This is a genomic window from Luteibacter rhizovicinus, from assembly GCF_004342265.1.
GTDB lineage: Bacteria > Pseudomonadota > Gammaproteobacteria > Xanthomonadales > Rhodanobacteraceae > Luteibacter > Luteibacter rhizovicinus_B.
The window spans coordinates 64,470-84,854 of sequence record NZ_SMCS01000002.1 but is presented as its reverse complement, the minus strand read 5'-3'; the positions used below and the strand labels follow the sequence as shown (position 1 = coordinate 84,854).

Here is a 20,385-nt window from a genome sequence, read left to right as displayed (position 1 = left end):
TCTCGCGGCATTGAGGCGTGGGGACACGCCGCGGGTAAAGGAACTGGATGCTGCTGATCGTACTCTCGATCATTGTCGCGGCCATTGTCTTTTACTTCAGCGCTGCCCACAACGCGTACGGCGTGCCGGGAACGGGCCGGGGTGGCGGCCAGATGGGCGCCGACGCTAAGGTGGATACCCATGCTAGGCTTTGCCGCGCCGCACAAGCCCCTCTTCTACCGGACCTCACGTGAACACACGTCGACAAGTCGCCTCTGGTGAGGGCCCCGCTCTTGCGCTTTCGTCCATCGCATTTTTTTTCGTGATGACGTCCTACTACATCATTCGTCCGGTACGCGATCAGCTGAGCGGCGCGGTGGGGGCGGCCGGGTTGCCAGCCTTCTACGCCATCACGTTTGTAGTGATGCTGCTGCTGACCCCGGTGTTCGGCTGGGTGGTTTCCCGCTTTCCGCGACGACGCGTGCTTATCGTCAGCTACGTGTTCTTCGTGGTCTGTCTCGTGGCGTTCATACCCGCTTTTCTCATTCAGGATCAGATCGGCGCGAAGGCCCTGGGACGCGTGTTCTTCGTTTGGGTCAGCGTTTTCAATCTGTTCGTCGTGTCTCTCTTCTGGAGCTTCATGGCGGACATTTACGACAGCGCGCAGGCGCGGCGCCTGTTCTCGCTGATCGCGCTGGGCGGCATGGGCGGTGCGTTGTGCGGTCCGGCGTTGACGTCGGCTCTGGTCGGGTTGGTCGGTGTGGCGCCGCTGCTTGTCGTCTCGGCGGTCGTCCTGCTGATCGCGCTGGGGCTGCTCCTGGTGCTTGCCCGTCGCGATGCCGAATCCGGTGTTCATGCGAAAGAGCAGGAACCCATCGGCGGTTCGTTGCTGGAAGGCGTGAAGGCCGCCTGGTCGCAGCCATTCCTGCGCAACATGGCTTTCCTCATGCTGTTGAGCGACGGCATTGCCACGATGGCCTACGCGCTCGTTGCCGATTATGCGAAGGCGCACTATCTCGACAATGCCGCCCGCACCGCTTTCTATGCGCATCTGGACCTGGCGATCAATCTGTTGGGTGCGTTGCTCCAGGTCACGCTTACGCCGCTGATCCTGCGCCGGTTCGGTGCGGGCTGGGGCTTGGTGGTTCCTTCGGTGGTGAATTTCGTCCTGCTTGCGCTGGTGGCGATTTTCGGCACGCCCGACATCCAGATGTTCGGCGTGGCGATTTCATTGCTGACCATTGTTCAGATTGGCACGCGGGGACTGGCGTACGGCATGACCAAGCCGGCGTCGGATGCTCTCTATACGCGCATGCCTCGCGAGGCGCGCTACAAGGGCAAGAACTTCATCGAGACCACGGTCTGGCGCTTCGGCGATCTTCTGGTGACCACCAGCATCCAGGCGTTGCGCGGCGTGGGCGTGACGATCGCGGGTCTCGGTTTGATCTGCGCCGCCCTCTCGGGCCTGGCCACGGTCGTGGCGCGCAGGGCTGCCCGCGCGCCCGATCTGCTTCCCGAAGAACGAGGTTAGCCTGCGATGTAACGATGCAACTGGCCGATTTCCTCGGCTTGCTCGTCGATCACGGCCTTCACCAGATCGCCGATCGAGATCATGCCGATGACGCGATCGCCGTCGACGACGGGAAGATGGCGGATGTGGCTATCCGTGCAAAGACGCATGCAATCGTCCACCGAGGCTTCGGCGCCTACGGTAAGCACCGGCTCGGTCATGATTTCCGAAACGGCGGTGTCGGACGAGGAGCGGCCTCTCAGAATGACCTTGCGTGCGTAATCGCGCTCGGAAACGATGCCGGCGAGACGATCGCCGCGTAATACCACCAGGGCACCGACGCCGCGCTCGGCCATTTGCTTGACCGCCTCAAGCACCGGTACGTCGGGCGCTATGGAATAAACCTTCGTTCCCTTGGTTTCCAGCAGATGCTTCACCTGGCGCATTGCTTCCCTCCCGGATGGTCGTGAAACGCTGTCGCGGTCAGTCTACCTCCCGCATTGCCTGCGGGGGTAACGGTCAGGTGAAGGCACGCCTCCCGGAGGGCTACGGACGCTCTTCGTCCACGTAGTAGAGGGGACGCTGCTTGCTTTCGGCATAGGTGCGACCGACGTATTCGCCGATGACGCCGAGAGCCAGGAGCTGTGCGCCGCCCAGGAAGAGGATAACGATCATCAGCGTCGGGTAGCCGCGCACCGGGTCGCCCCAGAACAGCACCTTGATCAGTATCCACATCGCGTAGACGAACGAGAACAGCGCGGCAGACAGTCCGAGCCAGGTGGCCAGCCGCAGCGGCGCCGTGGAAAACGAAGTCAGGCCTTCGATCGCAAGATTGAGCAGGCGCCAGTAATTCCATTTCGTCTTGCCGGCGAGGCGCGGGTCGCGGTGATAAACGAGCGACGTCTGCCGGTAACCCACCCATGCGAACAGTCCCTTCATGAATCGCTGCCGTTCGCGCAGGGCGCCGAGCGCCTTGACCGCGCGGCGCGACATCAGGCGGAAGTCGCCCGTGTCGCGGGGAACGGGCGTATCCGAAAGACGTTCCATGACGCGGTAGAACGCGGCGGACGTAAAACGCTTGAATGCCGTTTCGCCGTCCCGCGCGGCGCGCGTGGCGTAGACGACATCGAAGCCTTCGCGGGCGCGTGCCAGCAGGTCGGGAATGAGTTCCGGCGGATCCTGCAGATCGGCATCGATGACGACGACCGCATCGGCGTCGGCACGGTCGAGACCGGCCGTCATGGCCGCTTCCTTGCCGAAATTGCGCGATAGCCGGATCGCCCCGACGCGCTCGTCGGCGGTGGACAGGCTGTCGATGAGCGACCAGGTGTTATCCGCGCTGCCGTCGTCGACGTAGAGCACGCGGCTCGCGATGGGCATGGCGTCCAGCACGGCCATAAGCCGTCCGTGGAATGCGGGGAGTACATCGGCCTCGTTATAGGCGGGAACGACGACGATTAACGATTGCATGTCCATCCTTCAGCGTGTGCTCGATGGATTCCGGCGGGTAACGTAATCCGGTCCGCCGAGGTGTGCCATCTGCTGTGTGATCCAGGTCGTGCGACGCTGCACGTATGCGCTGGGCGCGTCGACACGGAGTTTCCTGGGATTGGGTAGTACCGCCGCCAGCCGCGCGGCCTGGCTCTGGGAAAGCTGGGCGGGCGACTGCCGGTAGAACGCGTCGCTGGCCGCGCCGACGCCATAAACGCCGTCGCCCAGCTCCGCGATATTCATATAGACCTCGAGGATGCGCTGCTTCGGCCAGAGAGTCTCGATAAGTACCGTGAAGTACGCCTCGAGTCCCTTGCGCACGAAGCTGCGACCGTTCCAGAGGAACAGGTTCTTGGCGACCTGCTGGCTGATAGTGCTGGCGCCGCGCAGGCGCTTGCCGTCGTCGGCGGCATCGATGGCATCCTGGATCGCGTCCACGTCGAAACCGTGATGAAACGGGAATTTCTGGTCTTCCGCCGCGACCATGGCCAGCGGCACCTGGGACGATACCTGCGACCACGCAACCCATCGATGGCGTAGTGTGAAGTCCTTTTCTCCCTGCAGTACGGCGTCTACACGGCGTTCCATCATCATGGCGCTGGTCCAGGGCGGGATGAAGCGCAGCGCCAGTACGACGAAGCAGGACAGCGCCAGCCATGACACCGCAAGAACGGCGAGCATGCGAACGATACGGCGGCGGACTGTCGGTCGGTGTTCGGGGCTCATGGTGTCGGCATGGCGAGGGATGCGGCAGTATACGTTTGCCCGCGACGCATGAGTCCGGCGGCGGCGCCTTGCCCCCGCGCTCCGGAACCCCCATCTTTCGCGGCTTGACCCGGAGGACTACCGTGATTGAGCCCATCGTCGAACAGGTGCCCGTCGAAGACGTACTGCACCGATTCATGCTGGAACGCGCTGGCGTGCGCGGTGTTCTGGTGCGTCTTGGCACGAGCTGGCGCGAAATCGCCTCGCGTGCGGAATATCCGGACGAGCTGCGCGATCTGCTGGGGCAGTCCATCGCTGCCAGCGCGCTGCTGACCGGCAATATCAAATTCGAAGGATCGCTGTCGCTCGAATTTCGCAGCGATGGAGCGATTCGTATGTTGTTCGCCGAATGCACGGACGAAGGTCGCCTGCGCGGCCTTGCCCGTTGGGAGGGCGATCTGCCTTCGCCGCTGGACCTGAAGGAGCTGCCCGCGGCCATGCTGGCGATCACCATTGGCACGGCCGAGCGTGGACAACGCTACCAGGGCCTGGTCGACCTGGACGATGCTCCCGATGTGGCGGGCGCGATCGAAAACTATTTCGAGAAATCCGAACAGTTGCCCGCCCGCATCCTGCTGGCCGCGGACGGCGATCAGGCCGTTGGTCTGATGCTGCAGCGGGTGCCGGGCGAGGGCGGGCACAGCGCGGCCGAAGAAGATCTGGATGCGTGGAATCGCGTGAGTCAGCTCACCAATACGCTGGGTATGGCCGAAATGCTCGCCACGCGTCCGGAAGATCTGCTGTACCGGCTGTATCACGAAGAAACCGTGCGGCTATACGATCCGCGCGAAGTGGCGTTCGGTTGCACGTGCTCGCGCGAGCGCGTGGATGCCATGCTTCGCTCGCTGGGGCGCGACGAAATCGAGGCCACGCTGGAACAGCGTGGCGGCGAGATCGAAGTGATCTGCGAGTTCTGCGCCACCCGTTACACGTTCGACCGTGTGGACGCCGAGCACCTGCTGAGCGGCGCCGATGCTTCCGAAGGCCCCTCGACGTTGCAGTAAGCGGCGAGGAAGCGCGCTCTTAAAGACTCAGGGTCAACGGAGCGCGCAGCCACTTGGTCGCCGGTGCCGGCTGCGCGAACAGGAAGCCCTGACCGTAACGGCAGCCGACGCTCTGAAGCACGCGCTTCTGCGATTCCGTCTCGATGCCTTCGGCGATGACCTGCATCTTCAGCGAGTCGGCCAGCGCCTGGATCGCGCGGACGACGGCCGTGCTGTGGCCTTCGCCTTCGTCCGACAGTTCGACCACGAACGAACGATCGATCTTGAGTGTCTCGATCGGATACTGGTGCAGATAGCTCAGCGATGAGTAGCCGGTGCCGAAGTCGTCCAGCGCGATACCCACGCCGTGGGCGCGCAGATTGTCGAGCATGCGTTTAACCTGCGCGGGATTCTCGAGCAGCGCGCGTTCGGTGACTTCCACGCGGATCGAACGCGCAGGTACGTCGTGCTCCGCCAGCAGGTCGAGCAAGCGCTGGTCCAGGTTCGGCGAACGGAAGTGGCTTCCCGAAACGTTGATGCTGATGAATCCCTCGTTGCGTGCCAGCGCGCGTGCCTGGAGACAGACCTGCTGGAATATCTGCCAGTCGATCGCCTCCGCGCAGCCGGTGTCCTCTGCGACGGACAGGAAATCGGCGGGCGCCAGCAAACCGCGTTCCGGATGTCGCCAGCGAAGCAATGCTTCGTAACCGACGACGCGGCTGTCGGCCAGTTCGACGATGGGCTGGTAGTACGGAACGAACTCGTTGCGGGTCAACGCACGGCGAAGGTCGCCCTCCAGTTCCAGCAGCGACAAGGCTTCGCGACGCAGGCGATCGTCGAATACGGCGGCGCGGTGGCGGCCTTCGTCCTTCGCCCGGTACATGGCCGAATCCGCATCGCGCAGCAATTCTTCGGGTCGCTTGTACTCCGGCGTCGGTAACGCGATGCCGATCGATGCCGAGGTGAAGATCTCTTTCGGGCCGAGACGGAACGGCGCCTGTAACTGGTCGATGATCCGCTCGGCGATCTGCGTGGCGGATTGCGGGTCCGTGATGCCTTCGACCAGCACCGCGAACTCGTCGCCGCCGAGACGCGCCACGACATCGCGCGTTTTTAGGCATGCGCGCACGCGTCCGCCGACCTGGAAGAGCAGATCGTCGCCCACGAGGTGGCCTACCGAGTCGTTGATGACCTTGAAACGATCGAGGTCGATGAACAGCACGGCGAAGAGTGCGGTGGGATCTTCGTGATAGTGATTGAGTGCCTGCTCCAGCCGCTGCAGCAGCAGCGTGCGATTCGGCAGTCCGGTCAGGGAATCGTGCAGGGTTTCGTATTTCAGGCGACGCTCGACGCGCTCGCGCTCGGCGATCTGTTCGCGCAGATCGCGATTGGCCAGCGCCAGAGCGCGGGTGCGCTCCGTCACGCGGCGCTCGAGGCTGGCATATGCCTGCTTCAGCGATTCGGTGGTGTATTTGCGCTGCAGCGCATTGGCGATGTGATAGCTGACGAAGGTCAGCAGTTCCTGGTCGCGCGGGCTATAGGTGTGTTCGGGCGAATAGCTCTGAACCGCCAGTACGCCCATGGATTTCTCGTTCCAGATCAGCGGAACGCCAAGCCAGTGCAGCGAGCGTGCACCGCTGCTGGTCAGGATCTGCTCGCGGTGCAACCGGTCGACTTCGTCGCGGTCGGCGAGCAGGGCCTTGCCATTGCGCAGCACGAACTCGGTCAGTCCGCGTCCCAGCTCGCGCGGTTCGCGCGCGCCGTCCACTTCGTCGACCGAGTAGGGAAAGGTGAGCTTGCTCTGGTCTTCGGTGAGCAGTGCGATATAGAAATTGCGTGCGTACAGAAGGCCGCCGATGACGCGATGCACGGCGGCATAGAAATTTTCGATGCTGTCGGACGTATTCGCGAGTTCGGCGATGCGGAACAGTGCGGCCTGCAACCGTTCGCCGCGCTGGCGCTGCAATACCTGTTGGCGCAGCACGCGGTTGGCCTCGCGCAATGCGGCCGTACGGGTGGTGACGCGGCGTTCCAGTTCTTCGTGGGCCTGGCGTCGCTCCAGCGCCGTCTGCACGTGCTGGGCGACGTAAGTCAGCAGTTCGCGGTCGTTTTCCGTGTAGCGCGTGTCGTCGCGATAACTTTGCACGACGAGTGCGCCGACGACGTCGTCGCCGCGTTTCATCGGCACACCGAGCCAGTCCTCGCTGGGCGGGCCGGCACGACGGTGCGGGCCGGGAATTTCCAGTTCGAGATCGGAGCTGGCGCCCATCATCGAGCGGCCCTCGTGCAGCAGGTACCACGTCAGGCTGTGCTCGATCTCGTCGATTGGACGGACGCCCTCGGGATCGGGGATGTCCGGGTCGAGCGAGTCGACGAAATAAGGGAACCGTACCGTCTGGGCCTGGGCGTCGAACAGGACGATGAAGAAGTTTTCCGCATACATGAGGCTGCCGACGATGCTGTGCAGCGAGCTCATCATGTCCTTCATGTTGTGCTCGGCGCCTGCCTGTTCGGCGATGGCGTACAGCGCACGTTGCAGGCGTTCGGCCAGCGCCAGGCGGGAGATCGCTTCGTAAAGATTCGCGGTCTCCGCGAGCTGGCGCAGGCGAACGGCGGCCAGGCGTCCGACCCAGGACACCGGGTCGTGCCAGAGGTGGCGATCGGTGTTGGCGGTGCGCAGGTCGAGTACCCGCAGCGTCCGCGGTTCGACGGCAAGCTCCAGCGCCACGTGGCCGGGCAGGTCGTCGACCGGGGCGTCCGCGTTGCGCCAGGTCACCTTGGCGTCGGGAACGAAACACGTCACCAGCAGGCGGCACTCGTCCGCGACCAGTTCCGCGTCGGCTGCGCGGAAGAGTCGTTCGACCGCCCCGTGCAGGGGTTCGTAGTCCCCCGGATAGGACTCAGTCGTGGCCGTGCTGTGTTCAGAAGCGATGGTCATCGCTGGCGGCGGTTCCGGGTCAGGGTTGAGGCAGTTTATATGGGTATGGCCGCTTGCGGCGATGTTCCGGGAGGGTTGTGAAAGTCAGGTGCAAGGCCGGGAACCGGGGGCCCGCCATGGTTAAACGGCAGCGTAAGCCTTTCCTGAAGCGACCCAGATGGGGTGTTAGTAAAAAGTAAAATGGGGTATCCTTGGGCTGTTCTCGTATGGCTGTGACGGGACCTCGGGGATTTCAGCCAACCTTGTCGACACGATACCTATGCGCCGATCACTTTCCACCTTGCTTCTGCTCCTGCCGCTCGCCGCGGCCGGTCAGGTCGTGCCTGGCGGAAATGACGCGGAAGCCGCACGGTTGCTGGGTCAGCAGCCGGGTTCGTGGCAAACGACGGGTACCACGACGCCCTTGTGGCGTGCCCCCGACGGCCGGACCCTGGCCGTGCACACCGATGACAACCCGGCGCCGACCGCTCCATTGAGTCTGCGTCCGCTGGACAGCTCGCGGCTGATCACGTCGGGTCTTCAGTACGACCTGGGGCCGCGTCTTCAGGCGCATGCCGACGTAAGCGGCCAGGCGTGGCTCAATTCCACCGAATCCTGCGGTAGCAGCGTTTCCACCCGTACGGATCTGTGCAGCACCCCCGGCGCGCCGCCGCGCATCGTGGGCAGCGAAGTAGGAGCCACTTTCCGTGGCGATGCCTACAGCCTTGGCGTTGGCATCGGCTCCGCCCGCCCTTCGTCGAGCAACCCGGTGCTTCCGCGTGTCGTGCCCGGTCTGTCGACGGCGTCCGGTCTGCCGCTGGGAGTATTCGCCTCCAGCACCGAACTGAATGCCTTCGGCAGGGTGAATTTCGACGGACGCAACGGTATCGACCTCGGTGCCAGCGTCGGCCGTATCCGGCTACTGCCCGGCAATCTGCTGGGTGTCGGTTCGATCGACCAGAAAGCGTTGAGTTTCGGCGTCGAGCGCGGTCCGGTCAGCGGCTCGATCACCGGTCGCACGATGCAGCCGGAAGCCGCCGCCATCAATGGCCTGAATAGCGATCGTCGCTGGTCGTCCATCGATCTTGGCGTTACCTGGCATCTGCCGTGGCGCGGCGCGCTCAGTGTCGGTGCGCAGAACGTCTGGTCCTCGGGCAATGCCCCGACGCCCGCCGCGGGTCCGGAGCCGGATCAGGGCCGCACGCCGTACGTCCAGTACCATCAGGATCTCTGAGTCGCTAGTTGTTGTGTGGGAGCTCGCTTGCGCGCGATCCGAAGCGGAGCGTGTCGCCAACGATCGCCGCACCCCGACTTGCAGACCGCCCGCGTCATCGAAGAAACAAGCTTTTCGCTCTGTAGGGATCGCGCGCAAGCGCGCTCCTGCACAAAGCCGTTGGAGATCGCTTACCGATCCTGCTTGCGTATCTTCACGTCGCCGCTGAACGATTCGATGTGCACGTATCCGTTGCCGTCGCCGATCGTCGCCTTCAGCTCCTTGCCCGGACCGTCCTCGCCCTTCGACGCGCTGCCATAGTCGCTGCGGATTTCGCCGCTGAAGGTGGAGACCGCGAGCCGTGCCGAGGTGTCGGACGGTAGCTGCACCTGCACGTCGCCACTCATGGAGTCGACATCGATCTTGCCGTCGCGGGCGGGACCGCCATTGACCTGGACATCCCCCGATACGGTGCTGAACGACGCCTGGCGCCATGGGCCGCCACCGACTGTCATGCGTCCGGATACCGTCTGTGCGTCCACTTTTTCGGCGACGGTCGGCGCGACGATGTCGCCGCTGACGGTCTGCAGGTCGGCCTTGTTCGCTTTGCCGGAGAAGTCGATATTGCCGCTGACGCTCTGCACTTCGATGGCCGGTGTACGGGCGCTGGCACGCACGCGGCCGCTGACCGTATTGATGCTGATGCGTCCGCCATCGAGCCCGTCGATACTGACCGGTGCACTGACGACATTGATGTCCACGTCGACCGATTTGGGCACGCGTATGTTGAGGATGGTGGCCTGCATGCGGGTATCGTTACCCCAGCTCATCCAGCCGGATTTACCGCCCGACTCGACCTTGATATTCACTTCGTGCTCGTCGCCTTCGATTTCCAGCGGTCGGGCGCCATCGCCCAACGTGCCCGACACCTGCACGGTATTGCGATCCCAGGCGGTGACGGTCACTTCGCCCTTCACGTTGTCGATATTGACGTGAGCATTCGCGCGCACGTCGCGATTGAGATTGATCGGGGTGCCGGCGAGGGCCTGACCGATCGACAAAGCCAGCAGCAGGGGGACGTAATAGAGCGTTTTCATGGGATTCTCTTCTGCGAGGCTTAGCCGGCTTGCTGTTCGATGTGACGCAGGCGATCGCGTTGGTGTTCGGTTCGTTCCAGGAGGCGTTGCAACGCCGGGGAGTCGGGCGAATCCTGGATGGCCTGGCTCAGTTCCATGCGCGCGGCGTCCAGTTCCACGGCGGCGCCGGAAAGGCGCGGATCGGTCGGCTTCCAGGCTGGAGCGCTGGCAAAGTCGGGGGCCGGGTTGGCCGCGATCAGATGGAGTCCCAACCCGCCACCCAGCACCGCGACGCCGGCGATTGCCGCCGCCATCAGCCATGGGCGTCCACGCTGGCGACTGGGGGGAGCTGTCGTCGCAGACTCGTCGAGTCGACGGTCGATGTCCGCCCACAGATCGCGCCGCGGCGTGACCGGTTGTTTCATCGCGCGCATCTGGCGCAGGTAATCGAGTTCGTTCATCACTTTTCTCCAAGCGCGCGACGGAGCAGGCCCCGCGCGCGATGCAGTTGCGCTTTCGACGAGCCGACCGCCATACCGAGTTCGGTGGCGATCTCCTCATGCTTCCAGCCTTCCACGTCGTGCAATACCAGTACAGCGCGAGCCCTCGGGGGCAGTGCGCCGATCGCCTGTTCGAGTTCCTCGCGTTCCGCGGGACAGAACGGCCGGTCGGCCTGATCCGGAAGGTGTTCGTCATCCATGATGGTGACCGGGTCCGCGTTGCGGGCACGTATGGACATCAGCGCCGTATTCACCGCAAGGCGGTAGATCCATGTACCGAAAGCGCTTTCGAAACGGAAACTCTCCAGTTTCTGCCACGCCTTCACGAAGGCTTCCTGGACCAGGTCTTCCGCCCGCGCATGGTCGAATGCGGCAAGCCGGAGGACCGCGCCGTACACACGGTCGGCATGACGGCGGTAGAGCGTTTCGAACGCCTTGCGATCGCCTGCCGCGGCGGCGCGCACGACATCGTCGTCGGACGATTCCGCGGGCAGCTCAGGCTGCATGAATGTTTTGCTGGCGAGGCATAGGGCGCTCATCTTGCCAGCTTGGATGCCCGTTGGGGCGCAATGGTTTAAGGATTGTGGCGGGGTAAACGAAAACGCCCGGCGAGTGCCGGGCGTTTTGCCTTCGGGGTGTGCTTTGGATCAACCTATCGCGCGTTCTTTTTCCATACCCACCGCTGCCGCGACGAGAGCGTCACCGACCCGCTTGCGTTCCGCCTTCAGCCGCTCGGGCATCCGCTCGCCAAAGCTGTCCAGGTATTCGCCGATATGATCCAGCTCGGCCCGCCAGCCTTCGATGTCCACGTTCAGCAGTTCGGACAGGGCGCCATTCCTGAGTGCAAGATCCCGGACATTCAGTTCGCCTGCGGCGGGTACCGTGCCGATCGGTGTTTCGAGACCCGGTACGGTCCCCTCGACCCGGCCGATCATCCATTCCAGGACACGCAGATTGTCGCCGTAGCCGGGCCACATGAAGGCGCCGTCGCCATCCTTGCGGAACCAGTTGACGTGGAAGATCTTCGGCAGGTGCGCGCCGGGTTGGTCGAAGGACAGCCAGTGCGCGAAGTAATCGGCGAAGTTGTAGCCGCAGAACGGCTTCATCGCCATCGAGTCGCGACGCAGAACGCCCACCGCGCCCGTGGCCGCCGCTGTGGTTTCCGAGCCCATGGCCGCGCCGACCAGTACGCCATGCGCCCAGTCCCTGGCCTCGAACACCAGCGGAACCAGCGAGGGGCGGCGACCGCCGAAGACAATGGCCGAAAGGGGAACGCCGCGCGCTTCTTCCGCTTCGGGAGCCCAGCTCGGGCACTGCTTCGCACTGACGGTAAACCGCGAATTGGGATGAGCCGCCGGACCGTTCGCCTTGTCGTAAGGACGTCCTTGCCAGTCGGTCACCGGTTCGCCTTCGCCAAGACCTTCCCACCAGGGACGGTTGTCGGCGGTGAGCGCCACATTGGTGAAGATCGCATCGTGGCTTAGCGTGGCCAGCGCGCTGGGATTGGTATTCGGGCCGGTGCCCGGCGCCACGCCGAAGTAGCCGGCTTCCGGATTGATGGCCCATAGACGTCCGTCTTCGCCCGGCGTCATCCAGCAAATGTCATCGCCGACGGTCCAGATCTTCCAGCCGTCCTTGCGATGGCCTTCGGTCGGAATCAGCATCGCGAGGTTGGTCTTGCCGCAGGCGGACGGGAAAGCCGCGGCGATGTAGTGCTTTTCGCCTTTGGGATTTTCCACGCCGACGATCAGCATGTGTTCGGCCAGCCAGCCTTCCTGCCGCGCCTGGTAGCTGGCAATGCGCAGCGCATGGCACTTCTTGCCGAGCAGGGCGTTGCCGCCGTAGCCCGAACCGATCGACTTGATCGAGAGTTCGTCGGGGAAGTGCATGATGAACCGGCGCGAGGGATCGAGGTCGCCCGTGGAATGAAGGCCGCGGACGAAGCGGCCTTCACGCTCGATGCGCTTCAGCGCCGGCGTACCCATGCGCGTCATGATGCGCATGTTGGCGACGACGTAGGGGCTATCGGTGATCTCCACGCCGCAGCGGGCGATCGGCGAATCGATCGGGCCCATGCAATAGGGGATCACATACATGGTGCGGCCGCTCATCGCGCCGTCGAAGAGGGCGTCGATCTTCGCGTGCGCGTCGGCCGGTGCCATCCAGTGATTGTTCGGGCCGGCGTCGTCTTCCTTCGGCGTGCAGACGAAGGTGAGGTGTTCGACGCGGGCGACATCGGAAGGATGCGACCGGTGCAGATAGCTGCGCGGGTTCGTTTCCGGGTTCAGTGCGATCAGGTCGCCCGTCCCGAGCATCGTTTCGACGAGACTGTCGTACTCGGCGTCGGAGCCGTCGCACCAGTGAATCCGGTCTGGCCGAGTGAGCCGGGCGACTTCATCGACCCAGCGATTCAACGGTTCCAGAGAGCTTGCCATTTCGCGCATCCTTCGTGGTCTCCATGCAAAAACATGGGGAGACAGTAGTTTGCGAGCGCTGGTATTGGCAAGGTACGACGCAGCATCCTGCGCCGTATCGTTCAGTTGCCGGTCTTTTCCGGCGTCAGCGTCGCGATGACATGTTCGACGTAAGCGTCGAATTCATCGTGACTGAGTCGCGGCAATCCCAGCGTGAAATTGAGTTGAAGGAAACCCACGTACGCCGCATAGGTCAGACGCGCGCGATGCAGGGCGGTAACCGGTTCCAGACCGGCCTCGCGATACATCGCGTTGAGGAAATCCATGCGTCGCTGGGAAACGCGCGCCATGACCGGCACCACCTGCGGGTGATCCAACGCTTTCAGCAGGGCGGCGTAGACACGGTGCGGCTGCAATTCGTGCGCCACGCGGCGGAACAATTCCGGCAGGCGCTGGCGCGGATCGCTGATCAGCTCCATCTTGCCCAGGACTTCCCGCTCGCCGTACTCCTCCCAGCGTTCCAGTGCCGCCTGGAGCAGGGCTTCGCGCGTACGGAAGTGCCAATAGAAGCTACCCTTGGTGACGCCGAGGCGCCGCGCAAGGGCTTCGACAGCAAGGGCGCCCACGCCTTGTTCGGCGATAAGGGCCAGGGCGCCGTCTTCCCAATCTTCGGCGGACAGACGGACTCGTTCGTTTTTGGCACCGGCATTCATCGGCGCATGGTAGCGGACCGGCGGCGCATTGCAATCGGGGTGTGCCCCGCCATGCTGCATAAGACCTTGACTTTCAACGCGTTGAATGACCGTACGGCGGCGTATTGACGCAGTGGCCATGGAGTTACATACTCAGGCGTATGGTTGCCAATCCTTCCCTCGTTACATCCCGGCGCGAGACCGTCGTGTCCCGTGACGGTATCTCTATCGCCGTCGAACGGTGGCCCGGTTCGCGCCGGCCCTCGCTGGTCTTCGCACACGGTTTTGGCCAGACGCGGCACGCCTGGACGGGCGCCGCCCGAAGCCTTGCCGAACGCGGCTTCGACGCGACGACTTTCGACGCGCGAGGCCATGGCGAAAGCGATCGCGTGCCCGGCGGCGACTATCACATGGAACAGTTCGTGGCCGACCTGGGGGCTGTCGTCGCCCGGCGGGCCAGCGAAGATGGCGTGGCCCCGGTGCTGGTCGGCGCTTCGATGGGCGGCTTGCTCGGCCTGGTGGTCGCGGGCGAGTCCGAGGGCGTTGCGCCTTTCTCGGCGCTGGTGCTGGTCGATATCACGCCACGGTGGGAAACGGCCGGCGTCGAACGTATCCTCGGTTTCATGCGCGCGCACCCCGATGGATTCGCCAGCTACGACGAGGCCGCGACGGCGATCGAGGTCTATATGCCTCATCGTCGCGAACGCAAGACCGAGTCGCAGCTGAAGCCACTGATGCGTCAGGACGAAACGGGCCGCCTGCGCTGGCACTGGGACCCGGCGCTGCTCGAGGGCGTCGTCGCCGAAAGCGAACGCTATCAGCCGCGTCTGTTCGCCGCTGCCGCTCGAGTCCAGGTGCCCGTTCTCCTTTTATCCGGTGGCCGCAGCGACGTCGTGTCGCGCGACACCGTCGACGAATTCCTGCGACTGGTTCCGCACGCGCGGCATGTGGCGTTGTCGGACGCGACCCACATGGTCGCCGGCGACGCCAATGACACGTTCACGCGGGAAATCGCCGCGTTTGTGGAAACTCTGTAAACGAACCTGAGTACCAACCGGCCGGGTCCGAAACGTCCCGGCTGCATCGAAGCCTGAAGACAGTAACGAGGTAACCCCGATGTCCGTGATTCTTGTTGTGCTTGCGGCGCTGATCGCCTCCGGCGCGTGTGCCTACCACCGCACCAGCCTGCGTACGTGGGTCGTGGCGACGGCTGTCACCGTCCTGGTCGTCGGGCTGCTTGCCCGCGCGCCCGTCACGACGGTGGTCCTGCTGATCGTCCTCGCCCTGGTGTCCGCTCCCTTGCTGATGGTGGATTTCCGCCGCAAGAAGATCAGCGCGCCGCTGCTCTCGCTGTTCGCGAAGGTCACGCCGAAGCTTTCCGCTACCGAGCAGACCGCGCTCGAAGCCGGCACGGTCGGTTTCGAGGGCCAGCTGTTCTCGGGCAAGCCCGAATGGTCCGAGCTGCTGAAGCAGCCGAAACCCGAGCTCAGCGTCGAAGAGCAGGCCTTCCTCGATGGCCCCGTCGAAGAACTCTGCGGCATGGTCGACGACTGGCAGATCACGCACGAGCTGGCGGACCTGCCGCCGGACATCTGGGAATTCCTCAAGAAGAATCGCTTCTTCGGCATGATCATCCCGAAGACCTACGGCGGCCTCGGCTTCTCCGCGCTGGCTCATTCGGCGGTGTTGCAGAAGCTGTCCAGTATGTCGCAGACGCTGGCGTCCACGGTGGCTGTGCCCAACTCGCTCGGGCCGGGCGAATTGCTGATGCATTACGGCAGCGACGAACAGAAGAACCATTACCTGCCGCGTCTTGCGGACGGCCGTGAAATTCCCTGCTTCGCGCTGACCGGTCCCTATGCCGGTTCCGACGCTACGTCGATTCCGGATTACGGCATCGTTACCAAGGGCATGTGGAACGGCGAGGAAACCGTCGGTATCCGTCTGACCTTCGACAAGCGCTACATCACGCTGGCACCGGTTGCCACGGTGGTGGGTCTCGCGTTCCGCATGTACGACCCGGACAAGCTGCTGGGCGAAAAGGAAGATCTCGGCATCACGCTGGCGCTGCTGCCGCGTGAAACCCCGGGGATGGAAATCGGTCGTCGCCACTTCCCGTTGAATACGCCGTTCCAGAATGGCCCGATTCACGCGAAGGACGTTTTCGTGCCGCTGTCGACGTTGATCGGCGGACCGCACATGGCCGGGCAGGGCTGGCGCATGCTGGTCGAATGCCTGTCGGTCGGTCGCGCGATCTCGCTGCCGTCGAACGCCACGGGTGCCGCGCGCATGGCCGTGTCGGCTACCGGTTCGTATGCCCGTATGCGTAAGCAGTTCGGTCTGGCGATCGGCCGCTTCGAAGGTGTCGAGGAAGCGCTGGCCCGCATCGGCGGACTGACGTATGCGACGCAGGCGCTGTCGCGCGCCACGGCCGCAGCCGTCGATCGCGGCGAGAAGCCGGCGGTGCCGTCGGCCATCGCGAAGTACCACGCCACCGAATGGTGCCGTCAGATCGCAAGCGACGCGATGGACGTGCACGGCGGCAAGGGCGTCATCCTCGGCCCGAAGAACTACATGGGGCGCGGCTGGCAGAGCGTGCCCATCGCCATCACGGTCGAGGGCGCGAACATCATGACGCGTAGCCTGATGATCTTCGGTCAGGGCGCCATCCGCTGCCATCCTTATGTGCTGAAGGAAATGCAGGCGCTCGCTATCGAAGACTATCGCGAGCGTCTGAACACCTTCGACAAGGCGTTGTTCGGTCACATCGGTTTTGGCATCTCCAACGCGGTGCGCAGCTTCACGCTCGGTATCACGGCGTCGCGTATCGGCGAAACCGCCGGCGATGCGTATACCCGTCGCTACTACCGCAAGCTCAATCGTTACTCCGCCGCGCTGGCGCTTTGCGCCGACGTAGCCATGGGTGTGCTGGGCGGCAAGCTGAAGTTCAAGGAAAAGCTGTCCGCGCGTCTCGGCGACGTCCTGAGCTTCCTCTACATCGCCAGCGCCATGCTGAAGCGTTACGAGGATACGGGGCGCCCGGAAGCCGACCGCCCCTTGCTGGCGTGGGCCTTCCATGAATGCGTGTACCGCATGCAGGAAGCGCTCGATGGCGTCATCCGCAACTTCCCGGTGCGTCCGGTGGCGTGGGTGTTGCGCGCGCTGGTTTTCCCGTTCGGCCGTCGCGAAGTGCCGCCGTCGGATCGCCTGGGTCGTCGCGTCGCAGCGCTGATCACGGCGCCCAGCGAAGCGCGCGATCGCCTGACGACATGGACATATCTGACCCCGACGGCGAACAACACGGTAGGCCGCATGAATGCGTTGCTGCCCGACGTGATCGCCGCCGAGCCGGTGGAGCGCAAGCTGGTGAAGGCGCAGAAGAGCGGCCTGATCAAGGCGCACGAGTACAACGACCAGCTGATCGAAGCCGAGAAGCTGGGTGCCATCACCGCGGCGGAGCGCGAACTGCTCCAGCGCGTGCGTGATGGCGTCGCCGAGTTCATCTCGGTCGACGACTTCGACACGTCGGAACTGCGCTCGGCCGTTATTCGCGGCGAGCATCCGGTGAAGAGCGTCAAGGCGGCCTGAGGTTCGCGTTGATGGGGAAAAAGGCCCGCGGAAACGCGGGCCTTTTTTTGTTCTTCACGCCTTTGGGGGAGGGCTCGGCTTCGCCATCGCTTTCGCGCTCGGACGTTTCGGGGAGAGCCGTCGGCCACCACCCTCGACGCTCCGGCTTCACCGTCGCTCGGGAAGGGAGAGCCGCTGCGCGGCTTGTGTCTGATGGCTGCGCCCCGTCGCGCCCGCGCTGCGGGCGGGGGTTTTTGATTCGGCATCCCTGCCTCAGCAAAAACGGCGGACCGTCCAGGTCCGCCCCCTGCGGGCCTGATCCGCCCTTCGCGCTCGGTTGCGCAAGTCGCGTCGAGGGTGGTGGCCGACGGCTCTTCCGAACGTTGCGGTCACGTGGAGGAAAGCATCGCGTCGACGTATGGACAGAGCTGACCGCATGCCGGTCCTGTCCCATCACGTGCTCGGCTCACGCTCTCCCCACAACAAACCGCAACCGACGGTGCCGTGGCCGGGTTGGCCCTTGGGGCCGCCTTAGCCGAGGGCCGCGACGCCTAGTGACGGAGCGAAGCGGCGCTACGGCCCGCTCCCGCAGGGACGGCGCCGAAGGCCCCAAGGGCCAACCCGGTCGCGGCTTCCCCGAGGCACGGGCGTGAGCCGACGAAGCCGCTGCCAACACGAGCCGAGCAACGGCTGCCCTTAACCGGATCGTATCGGCGAGCACCCTTTCGCGCGCAGGCGCGCTCCCACGGAGCTGCGACCATTGCACAGGGATATCTGCCGGGTCTGCTCGCTACCTGGCCTAAACCAGGCGACGGGCATGACTACGTCGACCAGGGAGTCGGGCGCGTATGGGCGTTGCTGGATACGATGATCCGAGGGGTTAGCCGGGCGCCATGACGCAGCGGTTCTTGCCGCTGCGCTTCGCCTCATACATCGCCGTATCGGCGCGGGCTACCAGCCGGTCGTAACCATCGCCGTCCGGGTCGCGGCTGAACATCGCCACGCCGATGCTGGCACCGATCCTGGTCGCGATGCGCTCGCCGTGTACGTCGAGCGTATAGGGTTCCGCGATGGCGTCGCACAGCGTCTGGCAGCGTGCCAGCGCGGCATTGGCATCCGTCGCATCCTTCAGCAGTACGGCGAATTCGTCGCCGCCAAGCCGGGCGACGGTGTCATCCGCACGAGTGCGGCCATTCAGTCGCGACGCAATGGCCTGCAAGAGCGCATCGCCCGTGCCATGCCCGTGCTCGTCGTTCACGTTCTTGAATCCATCGATGTCGATGTATGCCAGTCCGAAGTGCAGGTTTTTTTCGTTCGCCTGATCGATAGCCGTCAAAAGCCGGTCGCGGAACAGCACACGGTTGGGCAGGCCGGTCAGCGCATCGTGCGTGGCCTGATGGCGGACGAGTTCTTCCATGCGCGTGCGCTCGGCGACCTCGCTGGTCAGCTGGGTGTTGCGCAGCGACAGTTCGTCCAGCGCCTGCTGCAGTAGGGCCCGTGCCCGGTACAGTTCGAGAAAGATGCGTACTTTCGACTGCAGGATCACGTCGTTGATCGGCTTGGCGATATAGTCGACCGCACCGGAGGTATAGCCCTTCATGCGATTGACGTCGTCGCCATACGCGGCCGTAACGAAGATGATCGGCGTTTCCCGCAGCTGGTCGGCCTCGGCGATCAGCTGCGCGACTTCGAAGCCGTCCATCTCCGGCATGTTCACATCGAGCAGTACAAGCGCGAACTGGTGATCCAGACACAGGGCAAGCGCATCGTTGCCGCTGCCGGCTTCGAAAATATCCGCGTCGGCGCGTGCAAGCAGCCGGCGCATGGCGACCAGGTTGGCCGGCGTGTCGTCGACGACGAGGATCTTGGGACGTAAGGCGTTCATGGCAGACATAAGCGGTTGAGCGTTCCTGCGATGGCGTTCAGCGGCACGCATGCGTCCGCGCCGGCGATGTCGAGACCGGCCTGGGGCATGGCACTGGCCTCGGCGCTGGCCGGGTCCTGGACGACGGCGTATCCGTGGTGCCGGCGTACATAAGCAAGACCCTCGGCGCCGTCGGCATTGGCACCCGTCATCAGGACGGCGACCAGGTGTCCCTGGAACGCGTCGGTCGCGGACTCGAACATGACGTCGATGGAGGGCCGGGAGTACGCGACCTTGTCGTCGACGCTCAGGGCGAAGCGCAGCGTGGGTTCGACGAGCAGGTGATAGCCGCTGGGCGCGACGTGTACGACGCCACCACGTACCGGCGCACGCTCGCGCGCTTCCTCGACAGGCAGGCGCGAATGCCGCGCGAGCAGCTCGCACAACAGGGCGACATCGGCCGACCCGGTATGGCAGCAGACCAGAATGGGCTGGGGGATGTCGGGGTCGAGCTCCGCGAGCACGTGTTGGAGGGCGGTGAGTCCGCCGGCGCTGCAGCCCATGAGGATTGCATTCCACGCATTCATTTCGCGAGTCGCCCTCCGAGCCGATAAATCCTGAGGCTGCTGTCGACGGCGGAGAAATCGATAGCCGAGGGCGCGAAATCGATGTTTTCGCGTGTGCCCAGGCAAAGGAAGCCGTCGCGCACCAGGCTGTCGCGGAACAGGCCAAGCGTACGGTCCTGCAGCGGATTGGAAAAATAAATGAGGACATTGCGGCACAAGATCAGATGCGCTTCGCAGAACACGTCGTCGGTCACCAGATTGTGATTTGCGAACGTGACGTTGCGACGCAGTCGATGGTCCAGTTTGATGAAGTCGTAGCGTGCGCTGTAGTAGTCGCTGAGCGAACGGGCGCCGCCGGCCTCCTGGTAGTTGCGCGACCAGTCGCGTGCATCGCGTGTCGCGTAGATGCCTTCCTGCGCCAGGGCGAGCGCGGCATCGTTGAAGTCCGTCGCGTAAATCTGCGAACGCTCGTAGAGCCCGGCTTCTTCCAGCAGGATGGCCAGCGAATAGATCTCCTGTCCATGGGCGCAGCCTGCCTGCCAGATGTTGATCTGGGGGTAGGACGCGAGTACCGGGAATACCGTGTCGCGCAGGGCGCGGAAAACCTTCGGATCGCGGAACATTTCCGAGACGGGTACCGATAGACCTTCGATCACGCGGGCGAGAAAGCCGTCTTCGTGAAGGACGTGCCGGTTCAGCTCGCTGATGTCTTTCATATCGTGCGTGCGCACCAGCTGCTGCACGCGCCGCTTCAGCGATGCAGGCGCGTAGCCACTGAAGTCGTAGCCATGCCGTAGTTGCATGGCGCGGACGAACAGTTCGATTTCGATGTCCTCGATATCCATCGG

Annotated in this window: 18 protein-coding genes; 6 read left to right on the top strand and 12 right to left on the bottom strand. The window is 64.2% G+C overall.

The window, feature by feature from the left end:
• Positions 1 to 47 precede the first annotated feature (47 nt).
• Both EC912_RS19350 and EC912_RS04560 read left to right on the top strand, forming a co-directional pair.
• Complete coding sequence (locus EC912_RS19350; protein ID WP_165973503.1) at positions 48 to 233, top strand: hypothetical protein; 186 nt, start codon at positions 48 to 50, stop codon at positions 231 to 233.
• The gene (locus tag EC912_RS04560) at positions 230 to 1,510 is read left to right on the top strand and encodes an NTP/NDP exchange transporter (RefSeq protein ID WP_279389019.1); all 1,281 of its coding nucleotides are present in this window, start codon (positions 230 to 232) and stop codon (positions 1,508 to 1,510) included. Before EC912_RS19350 ends, EC912_RS04560 begins: the two co-directional genes overlap by 4 nt.
• Here the strand turns inward: EC912_RS04560 and EC912_RS04555 are convergent.
• The 3 genes from EC912_RS04555 to mtgA form a co-directional block, all read right to left on the bottom strand.
• Positions 1,507 to 1,935, bottom strand: a complete 429-nt coding sequence (locus tag EC912_RS04555; protein ID WP_132141971.1) for a CBS domain-containing protein — start codon at positions 1,933 to 1,935, stop codon at positions 1,507 to 1,509. The genes EC912_RS04560 and EC912_RS04555 overlap by 4 nt on opposite strands.
• Before the next feature lie 100 nt (positions 1,936 to 2,035).
• On the bottom strand, positions 2,036 to 2,959 hold the full coding sequence (locus EC912_RS04550) for a glycosyltransferase family 2 protein (RefSeq protein ID WP_279389018.1): 924 nt from the start codon (positions 2,957 to 2,959) through the stop codon (positions 2,036 to 2,038).
• Positions 2,960 to 2,968: 9 nt separating this feature from the next.
• Entirely contained in the window at positions 2,969 to 3,661 is a 693-nt protein-coding gene (gene mtgA / locus EC912_RS04545) for a monofunctional biosynthetic peptidoglycan transglycosylase (RefSeq protein ID WP_243649154.1), read from the bottom strand.
• Positions 3,662 to 3,831: 170 nt separating this feature from the next.
• Between mtgA and EC912_RS04540 the strand changes: the two genes are divergently transcribed.
• Positions 3,832 to 4,749, top strand: a complete 918-nt coding sequence (locus EC912_RS04540; protein ID WP_279389022.1) for an Hsp33 family molecular chaperone HslO — start codon at positions 3,832 to 3,834, stop codon at positions 4,747 to 4,749.
• A 19-nt stretch (positions 4,750 to 4,768) separates the two neighbouring features.
• Here the strand turns inward: EC912_RS04540 and EC912_RS04535 are convergent, their stop codons facing one another.
• The gene (locus tag EC912_RS04535; RefSeq protein WP_132141967.1) at positions 4,769 to 7,666 is read right to left on the bottom strand and encodes an EAL domain-containing protein; all 2,898 of its coding nucleotides are present in this window, start codon (positions 7,664 to 7,666) and stop codon (positions 4,769 to 4,771) included.
• Between the two features lie 259 nt (positions 7,667 to 7,925).
• Between EC912_RS04535 and EC912_RS04530 the strand changes: the two genes are divergently transcribed.
• Positions 7,926 to 8,879: a hypothetical protein gene (locus tag EC912_RS04530; RefSeq protein ID WP_132141966.1), complete on the top strand. Its 954-nt coding sequence runs from the start codon at positions 7,926 to 7,928 to the stop codon at positions 8,877 to 8,879.
• A 170-nt stretch (positions 8,880 to 9,049) separates the two neighbouring features.
• On the opposite strand, the gene EC912_RS04525 is transcribed toward EC912_RS04530, so the two are convergent.
• From EC912_RS04525 to EC912_RS04505, 5 genes are all read right to left on the bottom strand, one after another.
• Positions 9,050 to 9,955 carry a DUF4097 family beta strand repeat-containing protein gene (locus EC912_RS04525; protein ID WP_132141965.1) on the bottom strand — a complete coding sequence of 302 codons (906 nt, stop codon included), beginning with the start codon at positions 9,953 to 9,955 and terminating at the stop codon, positions 9,050 to 9,052.
• A gap of 20 nt (positions 9,956 to 9,975) precedes the next feature.
• Complete coding sequence (locus EC912_RS04520) at positions 9,976 to 10,395, bottom strand: hypothetical protein (RefSeq protein ID WP_132141964.1); 420 nt, start codon at positions 10,393 to 10,395, stop codon at positions 9,976 to 9,978.
• Positions 10,395 to 10,940 carry an RNA polymerase sigma factor gene (locus tag EC912_RS04515; protein ID WP_132142776.1) on the bottom strand — a complete coding sequence of 182 codons (546 nt, stop codon included), beginning with the start codon at positions 10,938 to 10,940 and terminating at the stop codon, positions 10,395 to 10,397. The genes EC912_RS04520 and EC912_RS04515 overlap by 1 nt, the downstream gene beginning before the upstream one ends.
• Positions 10,941 to 11,081: 141 nt before the next feature.
• Positions 11,082 to 12,869: a phosphoenolpyruvate carboxykinase (GTP) gene (locus tag EC912_RS04510; RefSeq protein ID WP_132141963.1), complete on the bottom strand. Its 1,788-nt coding sequence runs from the start codon at positions 12,867 to 12,869 to the stop codon at positions 11,082 to 11,084.
• Positions 12,870 to 12,970: 101 nt separating this feature from the next.
• Positions 12,971 to 13,561: a TetR/AcrR family transcriptional regulator gene (locus EC912_RS04505; RefSeq protein WP_132141962.1), complete on the bottom strand. Its 591-nt coding sequence runs from the start codon at positions 13,559 to 13,561 to the stop codon at positions 12,971 to 12,973.
• Positions 13,562 to 13,701: 140 nt separating this feature from the next.
• On the opposite strand from EC912_RS04505, the gene EC912_RS04500 reads away from it, so the two are divergent.
• Together EC912_RS04500 and EC912_RS04495 are read left to right on the top strand one after the other, a co-directional pair.
• Positions 13,702 to 14,577, top strand: coding sequence for an alpha/beta hydrolase (locus EC912_RS04500; protein ID WP_132141961.1), 876 nt, complete (start codon positions 13,702 to 13,704; stop codon positions 14,575 to 14,577).
• Between the two features lie 79 nt (positions 14,578 to 14,656).
• A complete protein-coding gene (locus EC912_RS04495) occupies positions 14,657 to 17,128 on the top strand; it encodes an acyl-CoA dehydrogenase (protein ID WP_132141960.1) in 2,472 nt (823 codons plus the stop codon).
• Between the two features lie 859 nt (positions 17,129 to 17,987).
• On the opposite strand, the gene EC912_RS04490 is transcribed toward EC912_RS04495, so the two are convergent.
• From EC912_RS04490 to EC912_RS04480, 3 genes are read right to left on the bottom strand one after another with little or no spacing between them, the layout of a single operon-like run.
• Positions 17,988 to 18,992 carry a diguanylate cyclase domain-containing protein gene (locus tag EC912_RS04490; protein ID WP_132141959.1) on the bottom strand — a complete coding sequence of 335 codons (1,005 nt, stop codon included), beginning with the start codon at positions 18,990 to 18,992 and terminating at the stop codon, positions 17,988 to 17,990.
• A complete protein-coding gene (locus EC912_RS04485; protein ID WP_243649153.1) occupies positions 18,989 to 19,534 on the bottom strand; it encodes a chemotaxis protein CheB in 546 nt (181 codons plus the stop codon). Before EC912_RS04485 ends, EC912_RS04490 begins: the two co-directional genes overlap by 4 nt.
• Before the next feature lie 20 nt (positions 19,535 to 19,554).
• The gene (locus tag EC912_RS04480) at positions 19,555 to 20,382 is read right to left on the bottom strand and encodes a CheR family methyltransferase (protein WP_132141957.1); all 828 of its coding nucleotides are present in this window, start codon (positions 20,380 to 20,382) and stop codon (positions 19,555 to 19,557) included.
• Positions 20,383 to 20,385: the final 3 nt, after the last annotated feature.